Below are 18,267 nucleotides of genomic sequence, written 5' to 3'. Positions count from 1 at the left end.
GGAGCGGCCCTTATAGTAGGGGCCAATCCTGGTGAGTAATCCCCCTTGAATGATATGGAAAATATGATGCGCTGCTTCCGTGCGGGATGGACCCGTTTGTTTCTGCTGATCCTGGCTCTCTGTCCCCTGCTGGTGCAGGCAAGCGAAGGGAGCCGCCCCAAGGTCGCTTTGGTACTGAGTGGGGGCGGGGCTAAGGGCTCAGCCCATATCGGCATCCTCAAGGTGCTGGAGGAGAAGCGGATCCCGGTCGACATCATAGTGGGTACCAGCATGGGCTCCTATGTGGCGGGGATGTACGCCATGGGGCTCAGCGCCGAGGAGGTGGAGCGCACCACCCTCGCCATCGACTGGAACAAGGGCTATCAGGACAAGGTCGGCCGCAACGAGCTCTCCCTGCGCAAGAAGCAGCAGAGCGAGCAGTACCAGCTGCGCACCGATATCGGGGTCAACGGCGATACCACTCAGCTGCCGGACGGTTTCTTCCAGGGGCAGTCCATGGCCAGCCTGCTACGCCATGCCACCTTCAACCTGCCGGTGCAAAAAAGCTTCGACGATCTGCCCATCCCTTATCGCGCCATGGCGACCGACATGGAGACGGTGACGCCCTTCGTGCTGGATCATGGCAGCCTTGCCAAGGCGATGCAGGCCTCCATGTCGATTCCCGGCGCGCTCAAGCCGGTGGAGTGGGAGGGGCATATCCTGGCGGACGGGGGAAGCGTCAACAACATGCCGGTGGATGTGGCCAAGGCGATGGGGGCCGACGTGGTGATCGCGGTGGATATCGGCGCCAAGCTGCGCACCAAGGAATCCCTCAAGTCAGGGCTTGCCATGATCGATCAGCTCACCACCTACATGACCCAGGTGGGCACGGAGAAGCAGAAGGCGTTGCTGGGGCCCGGGGACATACTGCTCGTGCCCGAGTTCGGCGACATGGGGATCGCCGATTTCAGCCGCATGCCGGAGGGGATCAAGATAGGGGAGGCGACGGCCGGCAAGGCATCGGCGCAGCTTGAACGCCTTTCCCTGAGCAAGGCCGAGTATAACGACTACCGCAATCTCAAGCTGAGCCGGCGCGCCGAGCGCAGCGGCCAGCCCGCCTACTTCATCGACAAGGTGGAGATCCTCAACAAGTCGCGCCTCTCCGACGAGACGGTGCGGGCCATGCTGAAGGTGCGGCCCGACAAGATCCAGACCAACGAGAGCCTGGAAGCGGGGGTCCGCCGCCTCTATGCCCTGGAGTCGTTCGATCGCATCACCTACGAGGTGGAGGAGCGGGACGGGGAGAACGTGCTGGTGGTGAATGCCAGCGAGAAGAACTGGGGCCCGGGTTACCTCAACTTCCAGTTCGGCTTCACCGATGACTTCGAGAATACCTCCAACTACAACGTCGGCATGTCCTACACCCTGACCAACGTCAACGACTGGGGGGCCGAGTGGCTGACCGAGGCGTCGCTCGGCACGGCCAAGCACATCAAGACCGATTTTTATACGCCGCTGGAGCCCTCCCAGACCTTCTATGGTGAGGCCAGCCTGGCCTATGACCAGACCGACCGACGCCTGTTCAATCCGGTGCCGGACGAGATCGACCTGAACTACCTCGATACCGACTACTCCTTCTTCAGCGCGGATCTGGCCATCGGCTGGAACCGCCAACCCTGGAGCCGCCTCTCCATGGGCCTGGAGGGACAGACCGGCAAGGTGGATCTGCAAAACTTCAGGAATTACAGCGTGGATGCGACGGCTTGGGGCCCTTATGTGCGTTTCGAGCACGATAACCTCGACAGCCTCTATTTCCCCTATGAAGGGGTCAAATGGGACATCAAGCTGGGCCACTCTCACGTCAACTTCGAGGGGCCGGAGGATCTGAATGATCGCAGCGAGGGGTGGAACTACCACCTTTCCATGATCAAACCCTGGTCCTGGGATCGCCACAGCCTCAACCTGATACTGGAAGGGGGGGGCTCCGGCAGCGAGGAGGCGGTCCCCCTGCACATCCAGGATCTGGGTGGCCTATTCCGCCTCTCCGGCTTCCAGCGTTACCAGCTGAGCGGCCGCTACAGCCTGTTTGGCGGGCTGCGCTACATCTATCGGGTGGCCGACAACGACTTCGGCGCATTCAGGATGCCGCTCTACCTGGGGGGCTCCCTGGAGCAGGGCGGGGTCTGGAACAAGGGCAAGGACATCGGTATGGGGAGCTCCTTCACCGCGGGCTCCGTCTATGTGGGGGTGGAGAGCTTCCTCGGCCCCGTCTTCCTCGGCTATGGCATGGCGGAGGGGGGCAATGATGTCTTCTATCTGCAATTGGGCAGTACGTTCGAATAATGCGAAAATGATGCTGATTTGTTAAGTCTGGTTGTGGCGGATTTTTAAATTTCCAAAAAAACAGAGACTGATTAATTGGTTATGAGTTTGCGGTGAATAAGTAAACAGCGTTTGGATTTTAATTAGTCGTTAAAACTTATATAGTGGGGAGCACCCTACAGGGTGTCCCGCAAGGACGATCGCCGCGAGCGTGGGCGAACCCCAAAAAAAGACCAAAGAGGAATTAGTCGTGCTTGAAACTTACCGTAAACACGTCGCAGAACGTGCTGCCGAGGGCATAGTTGCCAAACCTCTGGATGCTGAGCAAGTCGCCGCCCTGGTCGAGTTGCTCAAGAATCCGCCCGCCGGCGAAGAAGACTTTCTGAAAGAGCTGTTGTCCTCCCGAATTCCCCCTGGCGTTGATGAAGCGGCTTACGTGAAGGCCGGTTTCCTCACCGCCGTCGCCAAGGGCGAGGCCCATTCCCCCATCCTGACTGCCGCGCAAGCCGTCGATCTGCTCGGTACCATGCAGGGGGGTTACAACATCCAGCCGCTGATCGACCTGCTGGATGACGCGACGCTGGCCCCTCTTGCTGCCAAGGGCCTCTCCCACACCCTGCTGATGTTCGACTCCTTCCACGACGTGGAAGAGAAGGCCAAGGCGGGCAACGCCCACGCCAAGCAGGTGATGCAATCCTGGGCCGATGCCGAGTGGTTCCTCTCCCGTCCCGAGCTGGCCGGTAAGATCACCGTCACCGTCTTCAAGGTGACCGGCGAGACCAACACCGACGACCTGTCGCCGGCGCCGGACGCCTGGTCCCGCCCGGACATTCCGTTGCATGCCCTGGCCATGCTGAAAAACGCCCGTCCCGGCATTACCCCGGACAAAGACGGTGTGGTCGGCCCCGTCAAGACCATTGATGCGCTGAAAGAGAAAGGTTTCCCGCTCGCCTATGTGGGTGACGTGGTCGGTACCGGCTCTTCACGCAAATCCGCCACCAACTCTGTGCTCTGGTTCATGGGCGACGATATCTCGTTCGTGCCGAACAAGCGTGCCGGCGGTGTTTGCCTCGGCGGCAAGATTGCCCCCATCTTCTTCAACACCATGGAAGATGCCGGCGCCCTGCCCATCGAGGTAGACGTCTCTGCGCTTGCGATGGGCGATGTCATCGACATCTACCCGTACCAGGGCAAGATCTGCAAGCACGGCACCGAAGAAGTGCTGGCCCAGTTTGAACTGAAAACCGACGTGCTGATCGACGAAGTGCGCGCCGGTGGCCGAATTCCGCTGATCATCGGTCGCGGCCTGACCGACAAGGCCCGCGAAGCGCTGGGTCTGCCGTTCTCCACCGTGTTCCGTCGTCCGCAACCTGTCGCCGACACCGGCAAGGGCTTCACCTTGGCCCAGAAGATGGTGGGCAAGGCGTGCGGCGTGCAGGGCATTCGTCCGGGTACCTACTGCGAACCCAAGATGACTACCGTCGGCTCCCAGGACACCACGGGCCCGATGACCCGCGACGAGTTGAAGGATCTGGCCTGCCTCGGCTTCTCCGCCGACCTGACCATGCAGTCCTTCTGCCATACCGCTGCTTATCCCAAGCCCATCGACGTGCAGACCCACCACACCCTGCCGGACTTCATCATGAACCGCGGCGGTGTCTCTCTGCGTCCGGGTGACGGCGTCATCCACTCCTGGCTGAACCGTATGCTGCTGCCGGATACCGTGGGTACCGGTGGTGACTCCCACACCCGTTTCCCCATCGGGATCTCCTTCCCGGCGGGCTCCGGTCTGGTAGCCTTCGCCGCCGCCACCGGCGTGATGCCGCTGGACATGCCGGAATCCGTGCTGGTGCGCTTCAAGGGCGAGCTGCAGCCGGGCATCACCTTGCGTGACCTGGTCCACGCCATTCCTTATGCCGCCATCCAGAAGGGGCTGCTGACGGTCGAGAAAGCGGGCAAGAAGAACATCTTCTCCGGCCGCATCCTCGAGATCGAAGGTCTGCCGACCCTCAAGGTGGAGCAGGCGTTCGAGCTGGCGGACGCCAGCGCCGAGCGCTCCGCCGCCGGTTGCACCATCAAGCTGGATAAAGAGCCGATCATCGAGTATCTGAAGTCCAACATCGTGATGCTGAAGTGGATGCTCTCCGAAGGCTACGGCGACGTGCGCACCATCACCCGCCGTATCAAGGGGATGGAAGAGTGGCTGGCCAACCCGACCCTGATGGAAGCGGACAAGGATGCCGAGTACGCCGAAATCATCGAGATCGATCTGGCCACCATCAAGGAGCCCATCCTGTGCGCACCGAACGATCCGGACGACGCCCGCCTGCTGAGCAGCGTGGCTGGCGACCAGATCGACGAGGTGTTCATCGGCTCCTGCATGACCAACATCGGCCACTTCCGTGCCGCCGGCAAACTGCTCGAGAAGTACCAGGGCGAGCTGCCGACCCGCATGTGGATCGCCCCGCCGACCAAGATGGACAAGGATCAGCTGACCGAAGAGGGCTACTACGGCATCTTCGGTCGGGTCGGTGCCCGCATCGAGATCCCCGGCTGTTCCCTCTGCATGGGCAACCAGGCGCGGGTAGCGGAAGGAGCCTCCGTGGTCTCCACCTCCACCCGTAACTTCCCGAACCGTCTGGGCAAGGGGGCCAACGTCTATCTGGCTTCTGCCGAACTGGCTGCGGTTGCCGCCATCCTCGGCAAGATCCCGACCGTAGAAGAGTACCTGCAGTATGCCAAGGCGCTGGACGCTACCGCGGCCGATACCTATCGCTACCTCAACTTCAACGAGATCGCCTCCTACACCAAGAAGGCCGATGCGGTGATCCTGCAGCAGGCGGTATAACCGCTCTTCGCCGGAGTCCGTATCGGAAATAAACCATAATGCCGCGTCCCGACGCGGCATTATTCGTTTCTATGGGGGCCTCTTGCTGCGGGAGCGGCTGGTACAAGTGTGATCTGGTCACAGTTTCATCGGTTCGTTTTATAAACGCTTTGCGTTATGTTATTCGGTTATGAGCGGTAGCGATGTGTCATCGTTACCTGTGTAACCCGACTCTTGGTCTAGTGCAGCGTCTGCCTGGGCAGGCCTGACAGCTTGTGGCGTGGTTTTTTATGTTTCTTTTCCGGTTGGATCTCTCCCGTACCAGATTGCGCATCGGCAGCACACTGCTGGCGTTCTCCCTCCCTCTGCTGGTCGGTGGCTGGATCGTTCACAGCAACTATCTGTATGATCTTAAAGCCGATTCCCGAGCTTCGGCACACAAGGCCATTACCTTGATGGAAGAGGTGCTGGATCGTGCGGAACAGGTCAACCGGGAAGTGCTGCCGTTTGTAGCGACCCCCTGTGAACGTAATTTGCTGATCTTGCGCAAGAAAGTAGCTGTGGAGCCCTTCCTGCGCTCGGTCAACCTGGTCAATGATGGAGTGATCAGCTGTACCTCGTTGTTCGGGGCTGTCAGCGAAGTCGATGATGGCTCCCGTTATCTCGATCGCAAGTTGCTGCTGATGCGCGGCAACAAGGTAAGGCAGAACCACCCCCTACTGGTGGTGCGCACCGAACAGGGCAGGGATGCCGCGCTCAGCGCCGTCGACAGCTCATTGCTCAGTTTCATGCTCTCCCTTGGAGACAAGCCCGACGTCCTGTTTCTGCAGGTGGGCTCGGCCAGCATCGACGAGTCTGGCCGCTATCTGGACCATGCCCCCAGGCTGGAGCGCAGTACCAGCCTCAGGCTCTCCTCCGACCGCTACCCCTTTGCCATCTACGCAGGCTACAGCATTCCCCACTACTGGCAGTCACTCTGGGAGGCGCGTCAGCTGGCGTTGTTGTCACTGGCTGCCAGCGCCTTGTTGCTTGCCTGGCTGGTGTGGTGGGTGCTGGGCCGCCCGGGTTCCCCCAATGACGAGCTGAAACGGGCCCTGCGTGCCAGGGAATTCGTCCCCTATCTGCAACTGCAGGTGGCCAGTGACGACGGCAGCATGATGGGAGGGGAGGTGCTGATGCGCTGGCATCATGCCACCGAGGGAGTGATCAGGCCCGATCTCTTCATTCCCCAGGCGGAGGAATCCGGCCTTATCGTGCCCATGACCAGCCAGATGATGAGAAGCGTGGCGAACCAGTTGGGGCGGATACAGGCGCAGCTGCCGGATGGTTTTCATATCAGTTTCAATATCAGTGCGGCCCACTGCCACGACTTTTCCCTGCTCAGCGAATGCCGCACTTTTCTCGATCACTTTGCCCCCGGCAAGGTGGTGATGGTGCTGGAGCTGACCGAGCGGGAGCTGCTGGTGGCGGATAACCAGACGCTCTCCCTGTTCCAGCAGCTGGATCAGATGGGGGTCAGGCTGGCGATCGACGATTTTGGCACAGGCCACTCCAGCCTGCGTTACCTACAGCAGTTCCATGTGGATTATCTCAAGATAGATCAGTCATTTATCCGCAGGATCGGCACAGAATCCCTCTCCCAGCACATAGTCGACAACGTGATCGATCTGGCGAGCCGTCTTGGTCTCGCCCTGGTGGCGGAAGGGGTCGAGACAGAGCCGCAGGCCGCCTATCTCAGGAGCAAGGGGGTCCAGTTTCTGCAGGGATTTCTCTACTCCCACCCCATGCCGTTGCCGCAATTTTGCGAAGAGCTGCAGTCAGGGGATATCCCCGCCAGCTCGCCTGTTCCTGCACGGGAAAAGCGCAGCGTGAACGCCAGTTAAAGGGCTCTGGCCAGGGTGGTGAGCGGGCTGGCTGTTTCGGCTCCATTCTGGTCAAACTTTGTTCGCGTTAGGCCTGAGTTCAGCATCGCCTGTTATGTTGGGTCGCCATGTTCGCTGTATGGTGCCCTTATGTCGATGACGTTGCCCAACCTGGATTTCTCTCGTCCCTGGCTACGCCTTGGTTGTACCCTGCTGCTGTTCGGACTGCCTTTCTCCCTGGGTCTCTGGATGTTGTACAACAGCCATATACAGACCCTGGAACGCCAGTCCGAGGAGTCCGCCAAACAGGCGGTCTCCCTGATGGAAACCATGTTGTCCCATGCGGAAGAAGCCAATCAGGCGATCCTGCCCTTCCTCGGCAAGTCGTGCGAACGGGCCCTGTTTGCCCTGCGCCAACAGGTAGCGCTGGTGCCATTCGTGCGCACCATCAATCTGGCGGGGGAGGAGGAGGCCTACTGCAACTCCCTGTTTGGTCCCATCCGCTGGCCCGATCGGCAGGAAAATTACATCGACGGGCGCCTGCGCCTGGTGTCGGGGAGCCAGGTGCGTGCCGATCACCCCTTGCTGATCCTGCGGGACAACAAGGAGCAGGGGGCGGCGGTCAGCACTATAGATGGCGACTACCTGCGCTTCATGCTGGTGATCAGCGGCCGCCCCTGCAAGTTGCTCCTTCACGTGGGGAGCCAGTGGCTGGATGACGAGGGAGTGCTGAGCGACAAGGAGGTAGCTCTGCCCACTCTGGCCAGTCACGAGACCCCTTCCGCCCGCTATCCGCTCTCCATCTATGCGGGACACGAAATCTCCTCGCTCTGGCTCTCCCTGTGGCAGGAGAAGCGGTGGGGAGCCCTGCTGCTGGCGGGCATCTCCCTGACTTTTGCTCTGCTGATCTGGTGGTTGCTGGGACGGCCCCGCTCACCCGTCAGCGAGCTGGAACGCGCCCTGCGCAACAAGGAGTTCGTGCCCTACCTGCAACCCCTGGTGGCGTCGGATGGCGAGCGGGTGATGGGGGCCGAGGTACTGATGCGCTGGCAACATCCGACGGCCGGGCTGATCCGCCCCGATCTCTTCATTCCCCAGGCGGAGGCGAGTGGCCTCATAGTGCCGATGACAACCCTGATCATGGAAGAGGTGGCCCGGGAGCTGGGCATGGAGCGCCAGCAGGTGCCCCACGGATTTCACATCAGCTTCAACATCAGTGCGGCCCATTGCCGCGAGGCCGGGTTGCTCGCCGAGTGTCGCCGCTTCCTCGCTCATTTCGCGCCGGGCCAGGTGGTGCTGGTGCTGGAGCTGACCGAGCGGGAGCTGCTGGTGGCCGATCCCCAGACCCTGTCGCTGTTCAGGCAGCTCAACGAGCTGGGGGTCAGGCTGGCCATCGATGACTTCGGCACCGGTCACTCCAGCCTGCGTTATCTGCAGCAGTTCCAGGTGGACTACCTCAAGATCGACAAGTCCTTTATCAGCCGGATCGGGACCGAGTCCCTCTCCGAGCACATAGTCGACAACGTGATCGACCTGGGTTCCCGCCTCGGTCTCTCCCTGGTGGCCGAGGGGGTAGAACACCCGGCACAGGCGCAATATCTCAAGACCAAAGGGGTGACCTATCAGCAGGGATACCTGTTTGGCCGGCCGATCCCCCTTGGACAGTTCAGGGCGGAGCTGAACCAGAACGCCGCTAATCCCCGGTCGGTACCGGCCGTCGCTTGTTGAGGGCATCGGCAATCCGCGCCCAAATAAAAATCCGGCCCCGTAAAGGGGCCGGATTTTTTTATCAGCGTGCCAGTGGGTCGCAAAACCCGGCGGCAGGCGGCAATCAGTAGTCGCCGCTTGCCCGCTTGGCAGCGGTGATCATCGGGGTGATGGTCATGCCCTGCACCACGATGGAGAACATCACCACAGAGTAGGTCATCACCAGGATGACCTGGCGCAGGTCGACGCCGTGCTCCGGGAGCATCATGACGCCGGACGGCAGTGCCAGGGCCATCGCCATGGCCAGACCGCCGCGCAGGCCGCCCCAGGTGAGGATCCGCACCGAGAAGGTGTTATAGGTACGGAAACGGCGGAAGGCCACATAGGGCAGGGAGACGCTGATGAAGCGGGCAGCCAGGCAGAGCGGCACCGCGATGACCAGCAGGATCCAGTCACGCCAGGCGAGATCCAGCAGCACCAGCGCCAGACCGATCAGCAGGAACAGCAGGGCGTTGAGGAACTGGTCCATCAACTCCCAGAAGTGATCCAGGTGATGGCGGCTCTGCTCGGAGAAGCCGGAGTGGCGGGTCCAGTTGCCGATCATGATGCCGGTGACCACCATGGCCAGAGCGCCGGAGACGCCGATCATGTTGGCAAAGGCGAAGCCGGCGGTCGGGATGCAGAGGGTCAGCAGCAGCTCCAGAGAGCCGTCATCGGTGGCGCTGATCATCACGTGGGCGATGACCCCCAGCACGGCACCGAACAGGATGCCGCCCAGGGCTTCATGCAGGAACAGACCCGCTACGCTGCCGAAGGTGGGCTCGACGCCGCCAAATGCCACGGCAAACACGGTGGCGAAGATGACGAGGCCGACACCGTCATTGAACAGGGACTCCCCCTCGATCTGGATGGAGATCTGGGGCGGCGCCTTCATCTTCTTGACGATGGCCAGCACGGCGATGGGGTCGGTGGGGGAGATCAGGGCACCGAACAGCATGCAGTAGACCAGTGGCACATCCCAGCCCAGCAGCTTGGCGATGAACCAGAAGCCGTAGCCGATGAGGAAGGTGGAGAGCAGGGTCGCGACTATGGCCAGAATGGTGATCTCCCACTTCTGGCTGCGCAGCGCCTTGAGGTTGATGCCAAGACCTCCGGCGAACAGCAGGAAGCCCAGGATCCCCTTGAGCAGGAAATTCTGGAAGTCGATGCTCTTCATGGTCTCGACGGCAAGGGGTTCCAGGTTGAACCAACCCAGTTTACCGAACAGCACCATCAGCGCGGAGATCAGCATGGAGCCGGCGGTGATGGCGATGGTGGTCTGGATCTTCACGACATACTGGTTGGCAAAGGCGATAAATATCGCCAACGCTGCCAGAAAGCAGAGTGTGTAGTAGACGCTCATAGTTATTTTTTCTCATTTGTAAACAGCAAGCACGTATCCCTGTCGGGACGCCCATAGGGTACTCCCGGGTCATATGTTACTCATTACCCACAAGTGAGTATATGAAGGCCATTTTGGACTGATAGACGGCTAGATTTCCATTTTCCAGGTTTACTGTTAGGATGCTGCTTACGCAGTTGCATGGATGTAAGAGGAAAGCGCCGTGGCGAAGAGTGGGCAAAGTAGGGATCCGAACCAGAAGTCGGACATAACAAAGAAACTGGAAACCTGCCTCAAGGAGCGGATCCTGATCATCGACGGGGCCATGGGCACCATGATCCAGGGCTACAAGCTCGGCGAGGCGGACTATAGAGGCGAGCGTTTCGCCGACTGGCACACCGACATCAAGGGCAACAACGACCTGCTGGTGCTGACCCGTCCCGCCGTGATCCGCGAGATACACGACCAGTATTGCGCCGCCGGCGCCGATATCCTCGAGACCAATACCTTCAACGCCACCCGTATCGCTATGGCCGACTACGAGATGGAGGATCTCTCTGCCGAGATCAACCGGGAGGCGGCCCGCCTGGCCCGCACCGTGGCGGACGAGTGGACCGCCAAAGAGCCCCACAAGCCGCGCTTCGTGGCAGGCGTCCTGGGGCCCACCAACCGCACCGCCTCCATCTCGCCGGACGTGAACGACCCCGGCAAGCGCAATGTCACCTATGACCAGCTGGTGGCCGCCTATACCGAATCGACCCATGCCCTCATTGAGGGCGGCGCCGACATCATCCTGATCGAGACCATCTTCGATACCCTCAACGCCAAGGCGGCCGCCTTCGCGGTGGACCTGGTGTTCGAGGCGCTGGGCTACAGCCTGCCGGTGATGATCTCCGGCACCATCACGGACGCCTCCGGCCGTACTCTCTCCGGCCAGACTACCGAAGCCTTCTACCACTCGCTGCGCCACGTCAAACCCGTCTCCTTCGGTCTCAACTGCGCGCTTGGGCCAGATGAGCTGCGCCAGTACGTGGAGGAGCTCTCCCGCATCAGCGAAACCTTCGTGAGCGCCCACCCCAACGCCGGTCTGCCGAACGCCTTCGGCGAGTACGACCTCGACGCCGCCGAGATGGCGGGCCATATCCGCGAGTGGGCTCAAAGCGGCTTTCTCAACCTGGTGGGCGGCTGCTGCGGCACCACCCCGGCCCATATTCGCGCCATGAGCGATGCGGTGGCGGGCATCAAGCCCCGCGCCCTGCCGGATCTGCCGGTGGCCTGCCGGTTGTCGGGCCTGGAGCCCCTCATCATCACGGCGGAGTCCATGTTCGTGAACGTGGGGGAGCGCACCAACGTCACCGGCTCGGCCAAGTTCAAGCGGCTCATCAAGGAGGGGCTCTACGACGAGGCCCTGGATGTCGCCAAGCAGCAGGTGGAGAACGGCGCCCAGATCATCGACATCAACATGGACGAGGGGATGCTGGACGCCGAGGCGGCCATGGTGCGCTTCTTGAACCTCATCGCCGGCGAGCCGGACATCGCCCGGGTGCCCGTGATGATCGACTCCTCCAAGTGGGAGGTGCTGGAAGCCGGCCTCAAGTGCGTGCAGGGCAAGCCGGTGGTCAACTCCATCTCCATGAAGGAGGGGGTGGACAAGTTCATCGAGCAGGCGAAACTGCTGCGCCGCTACGGCGCCGCCGTCATCGTGATGGCGTTTGACGAGGTGGGGCAGGCCGATACCCGCGCCCGCAAGTTCGAAATCTGCCAGCGCGCCTACCGCATCCTGGTGGATCAGGTGGGCTTCCCGCCGGAAGACATCATCTTCGACCCCAACATCTTCGCGGTGGCGACCGGGATCGACGAGCACAACAACTACGCGGTGGACTTCATCGAGGCGGTGAAGGACATCAAGGAGAACCTGCCCCACGCCATGATCTCCGGCGGCGTCTCCAACGTCTCCTTCTCCTTTAGGGGCAACGAGCCGGTGCGCGAGGCCATCCACGCCGTCTTCCTCTACCACGCCATCAAGAACGGCATGGACTTAGGAATAGTCAACGCTGGCCAGCTCGCCATCTATGAAGACATCCCGGCCGAGCTCAAGGAGAAGGTCGAGGCGGTGGTGCTCAACCTCAATGACAACGCCACCGAGGAGCTGCTGGCCATCGCCGAGAAGTACCGCGGTGCCGGCGCCCAGACCGAGGATCCGCGGGAGCAGGAGTGGCGCAGCTGGCCGGTGGGCAAGCGGCTGGAACACGCCCTGGTCAAGGGCATCACCGACTTTATCGAGGAGGACACCGAAGAGGCGCGCGCCCAGGCCGAGCGGCCGCTGCACGTCATCGAGGGGCCGCTGATGGACGGCATGAACGTGGTGGGCGATCTGTTCGGCGCCGGCAAGATGTTCCTGCCCCAGGTGGTGAAGTCGGCCCGGGTCATGAAGCGGGCGGTGGCCTATTTGCAGCCCTATATCGAGGCGGAGAAATCGGGCGGCTCCAGCAACGGCAAAATCGTGCTGGCCACCGTCAAGGGGGACGTACACGACATCGGCAAGAACATCGTCGGCGTGGTGCTGCAGTGCAACAACTTCGAGATCATCGACCTCGGGGTCATGGTGCCTTGCGAGACCATCCTCAAGACGGCGCGGGAGGTGAATGCCGACATCATAGGTCTGTCGGGCCTCATCACCCCATCTCTCGACGAGATGGTGCACGTGGCGAAAGAGATGGAGCGCCAGGGGTTCAAGCTGCCGCTGCTCATCGGCGGTGCCACCACCTCCAAGGCCCACACCGCGGTGAAGATAGAGCAGAACTACTCCGAGCCCGTGGTCTATGTCTCCAACGCCTCCCGTGCGGTGGGGGTAGCCCAGAGCTTGCTGAGCGAGGATCTCAAACCTGCCTTTGTCGCCCGCATCGACAAGGAGTACGAGATCGCCCGCGAGCAGCACGCCCGCAAGCAGCCGCGCTCGCGCCCCATCACGCTGGCGGAGGCTCGCGCCAACCGCCATCAGCTGGACTGGGTGGGGTATGAGCCGCCGGCGCCCCGGGAGCCTGGCGTGCAGAAGTTCGAAAACGTGCCCATTTCGGTGCTGCGCCCCTACATCGACTGGACGCCGTTCTTCCTGAGCTGGGAGCTGGCGGGCAAGTTCCCCCGCATCCTGGAAGACGAGGTAGTGGGGGAGGAGGCAACGCGCCTCTTTGCCGACGCCAACGCCATGCTGGATCAGCTGGAGAAGGAGCAGAGCGTGCGCTGTGCCGGCATCGTCGGCCTGTTCCCGGCCAACGCCGTGGGGGACAGCATCGAGGTCTACACCGACGAGTCGCGCACTGAAGTGAAAAAAGTGCTGCACCACCTGCGCCAGCAGAGCGAGAAGCAAGGCTTCCCCAACTACTGTCTGGCGGACTATGTGGCCCCCAAAGAGAGCGGCAAGCCGGACTGGATCGGTGCCTTTGCGGTGACCGGCGGCATCGGCGAGGAGGCCATCGCCAAGGCCTACAAGGCGGAGCACGACGACTACAACGCCATTCTCATCCAGGCGGTGTGCGACCGTCTGGCGGAGGCCTTTGCCGAGTACCTGCACGAGCAGGTGCGAAAGCGGCACTGGGGCTATGCCCCGGACGAGGCGCTTTCCAACGAGGAGCTGATCCGCGAGAACTACCGCGGCATCCGCCCGGCGCCCGGTTACCCGGCCTGCCCGGAGCACACCGAGAAGGGGAGCATCTGGGAGCTGCTGGACGTGGAGCAGGCCATCGGCATGAAGCTCACCGAGTCCTACGCCATGTGGCCGGGCGCGGCGGTGTCGGGCTGGTACTTCTCCCACCCCGACAGCAAATACTTCGCGGTGGCCCAGATCCAGCCCGATCAGGTGGAGGACTACGCCGTGCGCAAGGGGATGACACTGGAGGAGGCCCAGCGCTGGCTGGCCCCCAATATCGGCTAAGAGTGAAAGGCCGGATGAAATCCGGCTGATCGTCAGGCAAAAAACGGCGGCATGCTCGGGCTGGTGGACCAGCCAGCCCGAAGCCGTCGTTTTCCATGGTCGCGGCGAGGAGCTGAGCGGTGGGCTCTGTGTGCGGTTTGTCTTGTTGTCAGGAGAAACAATTGGCGTTGTCTTGGCGCTGTGGCACCTTATACTCTCCCGCCCCATCCTGCCCAGGCACTGCCTTCTAGCGGAATTGTCATGAAGATCGCCATTTTATCCCGTGAGCCGAAAAACTACTCCACTCGCCGTCTGGTCGAGGTGGCACAGGCCCGTGGTCACCAGGTCGAGGTGCTCGACACCCTGCGTTGTTACATGAACATCGCCTCCCACAACCCCTCCATTCACTACGAGGGGGGGGAGCTGGAGAGTTATGACGCCGTGATCCCGCGCATTGGGGCCAGCATCACCGCCTATGGCACCGCCGTGCTGCGCCAGTTCGAGATGATGAACACCCTGGCCCTCAACAGTTCGGTGGCCATCAGCCGCTCCCGCGACAAGCTGCGGGCCATGCAACTACTGTCGCGCCACGGGGTCGGCCTGCCGGTGACCGGCTATGCCCACAGCACCCATGACGTGCCGGACCTCATCACCATGGTGGGCGGTGCGCCGCTGGTGGTGAAGCTACTGGAGGGCACCCAGGGGATCGGCGTGGTGTTGTGCGAGACCCAGAAGGCCGCCGAGAGCGTGATCGAGGCCTTTATCCAGACCAACAACAACATACTGGTGCAGGAGTATATCCGCGAGGCCAACGGCGCCGACATCCGCTGCCTGGTGGTCAACGGCAAGGTGGTGGCGGCCATGCGCCGTCAGGCCCAGCCTGGGGAGTTTCGCTCCAACCTGCACCGGGGCGGCACCGCAGAGGCGATCAAGATCACCCCGGAGGAGCGGGCTACCGCGGTGCAGGCCGCCAAGATCATGGGGCTGGATGTGGCTGGCGTAGACATACTGCGCTCTGCCCGCGGGCCGCTGGTGCTGGAGGTGAACTCCTCTCCTGGCCTACAGGGGGTGGAGGCCGCCTCAGGCAAGGATGTGGCGGGCAAGATCATCGAGTTTCTCGAGCTCAAGGGTAGCCGCAAGCACAAGCCTGCCGAGTAAGGAGCTGTGAGTGACAAGTTGCATCAAGCAGCATAAAGAGAAGGCGCCCTCGGGCGCCTTCTTGTTTCAGGGGCTCATCGCCAGCCGGGCGCTGAAGATGCCCTCCGCCAGCCGGGTCTCTATCTGCCAGCCCAGCTTCTCGCAGATGCGCTGGATGATGGTGAGGCCGCAGCCGTAGCCGAGGATCTGATCCGGCGCCGCCGCTGTCGGATTGCTGATGGTGAGCTCCTGCCCGCGCAGCTCGATCTCGATATGGCCTTCGGCGTAGCTGAGGGCGTTTTTCAATAAGTTACCGAGCGCAATGGCGAGCAGGGAGAGGGGAGCGTTTACTTCGCTTGCCTCGTCCAGTTCAAGCCGGATATCGAGGGACTCCCGCTGCAGCAAGGGGGCAAGGCGGGCCAGCTCCCGGCGGATCAAGGGTGCCACCTGCTGTGGCGGCCGCTCCACCTCCTCCTTGCGTCCCAGCAGCAGGAAGGTCTCGGTGAGCAGGGCCATCTCGTCGGCGGCGGCGCGAATGCGGACGGTGGCGCGGGCCGCCGGGGCTGGCAGATCGGTCACCTTGCCGAGCAGGGCGGCGGAACCCTGGATCACCATGTTGGGGGTGCGCAGCTCGTGGCTGGCGAAGCGGCTGAACTCCTGCTCGCGGGCAAACACGGCGCTGACCTCCTGCTTGCCGGTCAGCAGGGCCTGTTCTATGTCCCGCAGCTCCTGCCAGGGTGCATCGGGCACGAAGTCCGCCTGATCCGGGGTGAGGTGGGCGACCCGCTGCTGCAACCGCTGCAACGGTCCAGTAATGTGGCGTACCAGCCAGATGCCAAACCCGATGAAGGCGAGCAGAAGCGCCAGCCCGATCAGCCGGGTGGCGAGATGCAGTTTGTCTTCGTAAGGATCCAGATAGTCGTCGGCGTCGTCGTTGAACACCAGATAGAGCAGCCCCTTGCCAGAGGGGTGGCGCGCCACCAGAAAGTGCTTGTCCTCCTCGCCCAGCTGATGCTCGAAAAAGCCGGGGGTCTGGTAGGGCCTGAGCCAGACCGGCAGGCGGCCCGCCTCGGTCCAGTAGCTGGAGAACTGGCGCGGGCTCGGCGCCGGCGCCGCCATGCCGAGGCGCAGCCAGTCATCGCCGTAGCGGGTCACCTCAGCCTCCAGCCAGTGGCGCAGGCTCAGCTCCTCCATCTTGTCCTCGGCCACCAGCATCAGGCCGGAGATCAGCATCAGCAGCACCAGGCCAGCGCCACCAAGGGCCACCACCAGGCGACGGCGCAGGCTCGGCAGGCTCATGGGGTCACCAGCCGGTAGCCCTGGCCGTGCAGGGTCTCCAGCATGGGGGTGGGAAAGGGTTTGTCGAGGGCGTTGCGCAGGGCATAGATGTGGCTGCGCAGGGCGTCGGAGTCCGGCTCCTCATCCCCCCAGACGGTATCCAGCACCTCCTGGCGGCTGACGATGGCGGGGGCACGGCGAGCCAGCAGGGTAAGGATCCGGAACGGGATTTTGCCGAGCTTGAGTTCGACCCCGGCCCGGGTGGCGCGGCCGCTGGCGGCATCGACGGTCAGCTCGCCCACGCTGATGGCACCCACGTCTCCGCGTGGCCCCCGCAGGCTGAGGGCCTGCAGGCGCACCTCCAGCTCCTCCATGGCGAACGGCTTGACCAGATAGTCATCACCCCCCGCCTTGAAGCCGGCCAGCTTGTCCTCCAGGCTGTCGCGGGCGGTGAGAAACAGCACCGGGGTGGCAATGCCCTGCTCGCGCAGGCGAGCCACCGCGCTCAGGCCGTCCAGGCGCGGCATCATGACGTCCATGATGATGACGTCGAAGCGCTGCTCCGCCAGCAACTGCAGGGCGGCCTGGCCGTGATAGGCGCAGTCCAGCCGGTGGCCCGCCAGTTCCAGATAATCCATGATGGTTTCCGCTACCTGAGGATTGTCTTCCACAACCAAAATCTTCATGCTTTGCTCTCCTGGTCAGCGACCTTTCACGGTCTTTTCACACCGGATACGGCATCCTGTGTGCCAGTGTAACCCCGAGGATCCCCGATGAAGAAACCTATCTGTGCCCTGCTGTTGTTGCTCATGCTGCCATTTGGCATGGCACATGCCGCCGAATTCAAGCTGACCGGCCGCACCACCTGGCAGCTGGGGCAGCTGATGGTCAATGGTCTGCCGTTTGTGATCGACGATCAGACCCGCTTCAAGGATTGGCTCAACGAAGACGATCTGGGAGGCACCTGGGTCGATCTGGAAGGGGTGGTGCTGGACGGCGTGCGCTACGTGCGGGAAGTGGAAGCGATTGACGAAGCGGACGAGATGGAGCTGGAAGGGCCGGTCGAGCGGGGGCGAATCTGGGGTTACACCACCTCGGACAACAGCCTGGCTCCGTTCGAAGGGCGCTGGCTCGAGCTGGAGTGCAAATTCGACGGCATGCGCCTGAGCCGCTGCCGCCAGGACGACTGACCCGCCAGCGGAAAATCCCCCCATCCCGGCCCATAGTTAAGGCTCCTCCTGCACTTGACCATGGGCCGCCACATGAAACCCGCCATCCTTCTTCTCCTCTCTCTGCCCTTTTGTATCCAGGCTGCCGAGCGCGAACTCTGGCTGGTGGAACTGGAACACAACGACGGCCTGCGCCTGCAGTTTCAGGGAGCCGAACTCGAACTGGGCAGCGCCCGGCTGGAGGGCATTCGGCAGTTATCTGATTTGAGGCCCGGTATGCGTCTGGCCATCTGGAGCCGTGATGGCGTGGCCGAGCAAATTGGTCTTGCCCCCCAGGCACGGCCGTCGGATGGCTGGCGGCGGGCGCAGGCACCCCTGATCGCACAAGGCGCCGGGACGCTCTCGATGGCGGGGCTGGGGGAGGTGGCGTTTGATCATCATACCCGCTGGCTCAACGGGGGGCCCGGTGACATGCAACCCGGACGCGAGCTGGTGCTGACCCGGGATGAAGCAGGGAGCCTGCAGGAGATCCTGGTCGTCAATCCGGAAGATGAAATCACGGAATAAAACCGGGAAATATCTATTCTCTGTCTTATCCAATAAGTCAGGATATTTAAGAATATATAAAATTGTTAGATTTTATTTCATTTAAAGAGGACCGCTTATAAGTATTTAGTCATTAAAGTGATAGCTCT

Annotated in this window: 11 protein-coding genes; 8 read left to right on the top strand and 3 right to left on the bottom strand. The window is 62.2% G+C overall.

The features are described from left to right. Nucleotides 1-66: 66 nt before the first annotated feature. The 4 genes from LA321_RS04305 (at nucleotide 67) to LA321_RS04290 (ending at nucleotide 8,718) form a co-directional block, all read left to right on the top strand. A complete protein-coding gene (locus LA321_RS04305) occupies nucleotides 67-2,322 on the top strand; it encodes a patatin-like phospholipase family protein (protein WP_042070792.1) in 2,256 nt (751 codons plus the stop codon). Nucleotides 2,323-2,551: 229 nt separating this feature from the next. Further along, a complete protein-coding gene (acnB, locus tag LA321_RS04300; RefSeq protein ID WP_042071003.1) occupies nucleotides 2,552-5,149 on the top strand; it encodes a bifunctional aconitate hydratase 2/2-methylisocitrate dehydratase in 2,598 nt (865 codons plus the stop codon). Nucleotides 5,150-5,418: 269 nt separating this feature from the next. Then, a complete protein-coding gene (locus LA321_RS04295; RefSeq protein ID WP_042070790.1) occupies nucleotides 5,419-7,011 on the top strand; it encodes an EAL domain-containing protein in 1,593 nt (530 codons plus the stop codon). A gap of 129 nt (nucleotides 7,012-7,140) precedes the next feature. Beyond that, nucleotides 7,141-8,718: an EAL domain-containing protein gene (locus LA321_RS04290; RefSeq protein ID WP_082043391.1), complete on the top strand. Its 1,578-nt coding sequence runs from the start codon at nucleotides 7,141-7,143 to the stop codon at nucleotides 8,716-8,718. 103 nt (nucleotides 8,719-8,821) lie between these two features. Here LA321_RS04290 and LA321_RS04285 read toward each other — a convergent pair whose 3' ends face one another. After that, a complete protein-coding gene (locus LA321_RS04285; RefSeq protein ID WP_026456942.1) occupies nucleotides 8,822-10,099 on the bottom strand; it encodes a cation:proton antiporter in 1,278 nt (425 codons plus the stop codon). 202 nt (nucleotides 10,100-10,301) lie between these two features. On the opposite strand from LA321_RS04285, the gene metH reads away from it, so the two are divergent. After that, on the top strand, nucleotides 10,302-14,009 hold the full coding sequence (gene metH, locus LA321_RS04280) for a methionine synthase (protein ID WP_042070788.1): 3,708 nt from the start codon (nucleotides 10,302-10,304) through the stop codon (nucleotides 14,007-14,009). Between the two features lie 240 nt (nucleotides 14,010-14,249). After that, nucleotides 14,250-15,146: a 30S ribosomal protein S6--L-glutamate ligase gene (gene rimK, locus LA321_RS04275; RefSeq protein WP_042025107.1), complete on the top strand. Its 897-nt coding sequence runs from the start codon at nucleotides 14,250-14,252 to the stop codon at nucleotides 15,144-15,146. Nucleotides 15,147-15,212: 66 nt separating this feature from the next. On the opposite strand, the gene LA321_RS04270 is transcribed toward rimK, so the two are convergent. Beyond that, nucleotides 15,213-16,424 (bottom strand): sensor histidine kinase, encoded by a 1,212-nt coding sequence (locus tag LA321_RS04270; RefSeq protein WP_042070786.1) that lies wholly within the window; start codon nucleotides 16,422-16,424, stop codon nucleotides 15,213-15,215. Continuing rightward, on the bottom strand, nucleotides 16,421-17,089 hold the full coding sequence (locus tag LA321_RS04265) for a response regulator transcription factor (RefSeq protein ID WP_026458199.1): 669 nt from the start codon (nucleotides 17,087-17,089) through the stop codon (nucleotides 16,421-16,423). Before LA321_RS04265 ends, LA321_RS04270 begins: the two co-directional genes overlap by 4 nt. 87 nt (nucleotides 17,090-17,176) lie before the next feature. Between LA321_RS04265 and LA321_RS04260 the strand changes: the two genes are divergently transcribed. Next, nucleotides 17,177-17,593: a hypothetical protein gene (locus tag LA321_RS04260; protein WP_042025109.1), complete on the top strand. Its 417-nt coding sequence runs from the start codon at nucleotides 17,177-17,179 to the stop codon at nucleotides 17,591-17,593. Nucleotides 17,594-17,665: 72 nt separating this feature from the next. Further along, complete coding sequence (locus tag LA321_RS04255) at nucleotides 17,666-18,139, top strand: hypothetical protein (protein WP_042070999.1); 474 nt, start codon at nucleotides 17,666-17,668, stop codon at nucleotides 18,137-18,139. Nucleotides 18,140-18,267 lie beyond the last annotated feature (128 nt).

It is taken from the genome of Aeromonas enteropelogenes, from assembly GCF_020097295.1.
Classification (GTDB): Bacteria; Pseudomonadota; Gammaproteobacteria; order Enterobacterales; family Aeromonadaceae; genus Aeromonas; species Aeromonas enteropelogenes.
The sequence above is the reverse complement of the archived record's forward strand: the minus strand, read 5'-3'. Positions and strand labels throughout refer to the sequence as shown.

Excerpts from the sequence above, each read along its gene's own strand:
- LA321_RS04255 (WP_042070999.1), top strand. The coding sequence starts at position 17,666 with ATGAAACCCGCCATCCTTCTTCTCCTCTCTCTGCCCTTTTGTATCCAG.
- LA321_RS04285 (WP_026456942.1), bottom strand. The coding sequence starts at position 10,099 with ATGAGCGTCTACTACACACTCTGCTTTCTGGCAGCGTTGGCGATATTT.
- LA321_RS04290 (WP_082043391.1), top strand. The coding sequence starts at position 7,141 with ATGTCGATGACGTTGCCCAACCTGGATTTCTCTCGTCCCTGGCTACGC.
- LA321_RS04260 (WP_042025109.1), top strand. The coding sequence starts at position 17,177 with ATGAAGAAACCTATCTGTGCCCTGCTGTTGTTGCTCATGCTGCCATTT.
- LA321_RS04295 (WP_042070790.1), top strand. The coding sequence starts at position 5,419 with ATGTTTCTTTTCCGGTTGGATCTCTCCCGTACCAGATTGCGCATCGGC.
- LA321_RS04265 (WP_026458199.1), bottom strand. The coding sequence starts at position 17,089 with ATGAAGATTTTGGTTGTGGAAGACAATCCTCAGGTAGCGGAAACCATC.
- rimK (WP_042025107.1), top strand. The coding sequence starts at position 14,250 with ATGAAGATCGCCATTTTATCCCGTGAGCCGAAAAACTACTCCACTCGC.
- LA321_RS04305 (WP_042070792.1), top strand. The coding sequence starts at position 67 with ATGCGCTGCTTCCGTGCGGGATGGACCCGTTTGTTTCTGCTGATCCTG.
- LA321_RS04270 (WP_042070786.1), bottom strand. The coding sequence starts at position 16,424 with ATGAGCCTGCCGAGCCTGCGCCGTCGCCTGGTGGTGGCCCTTGGTGGC.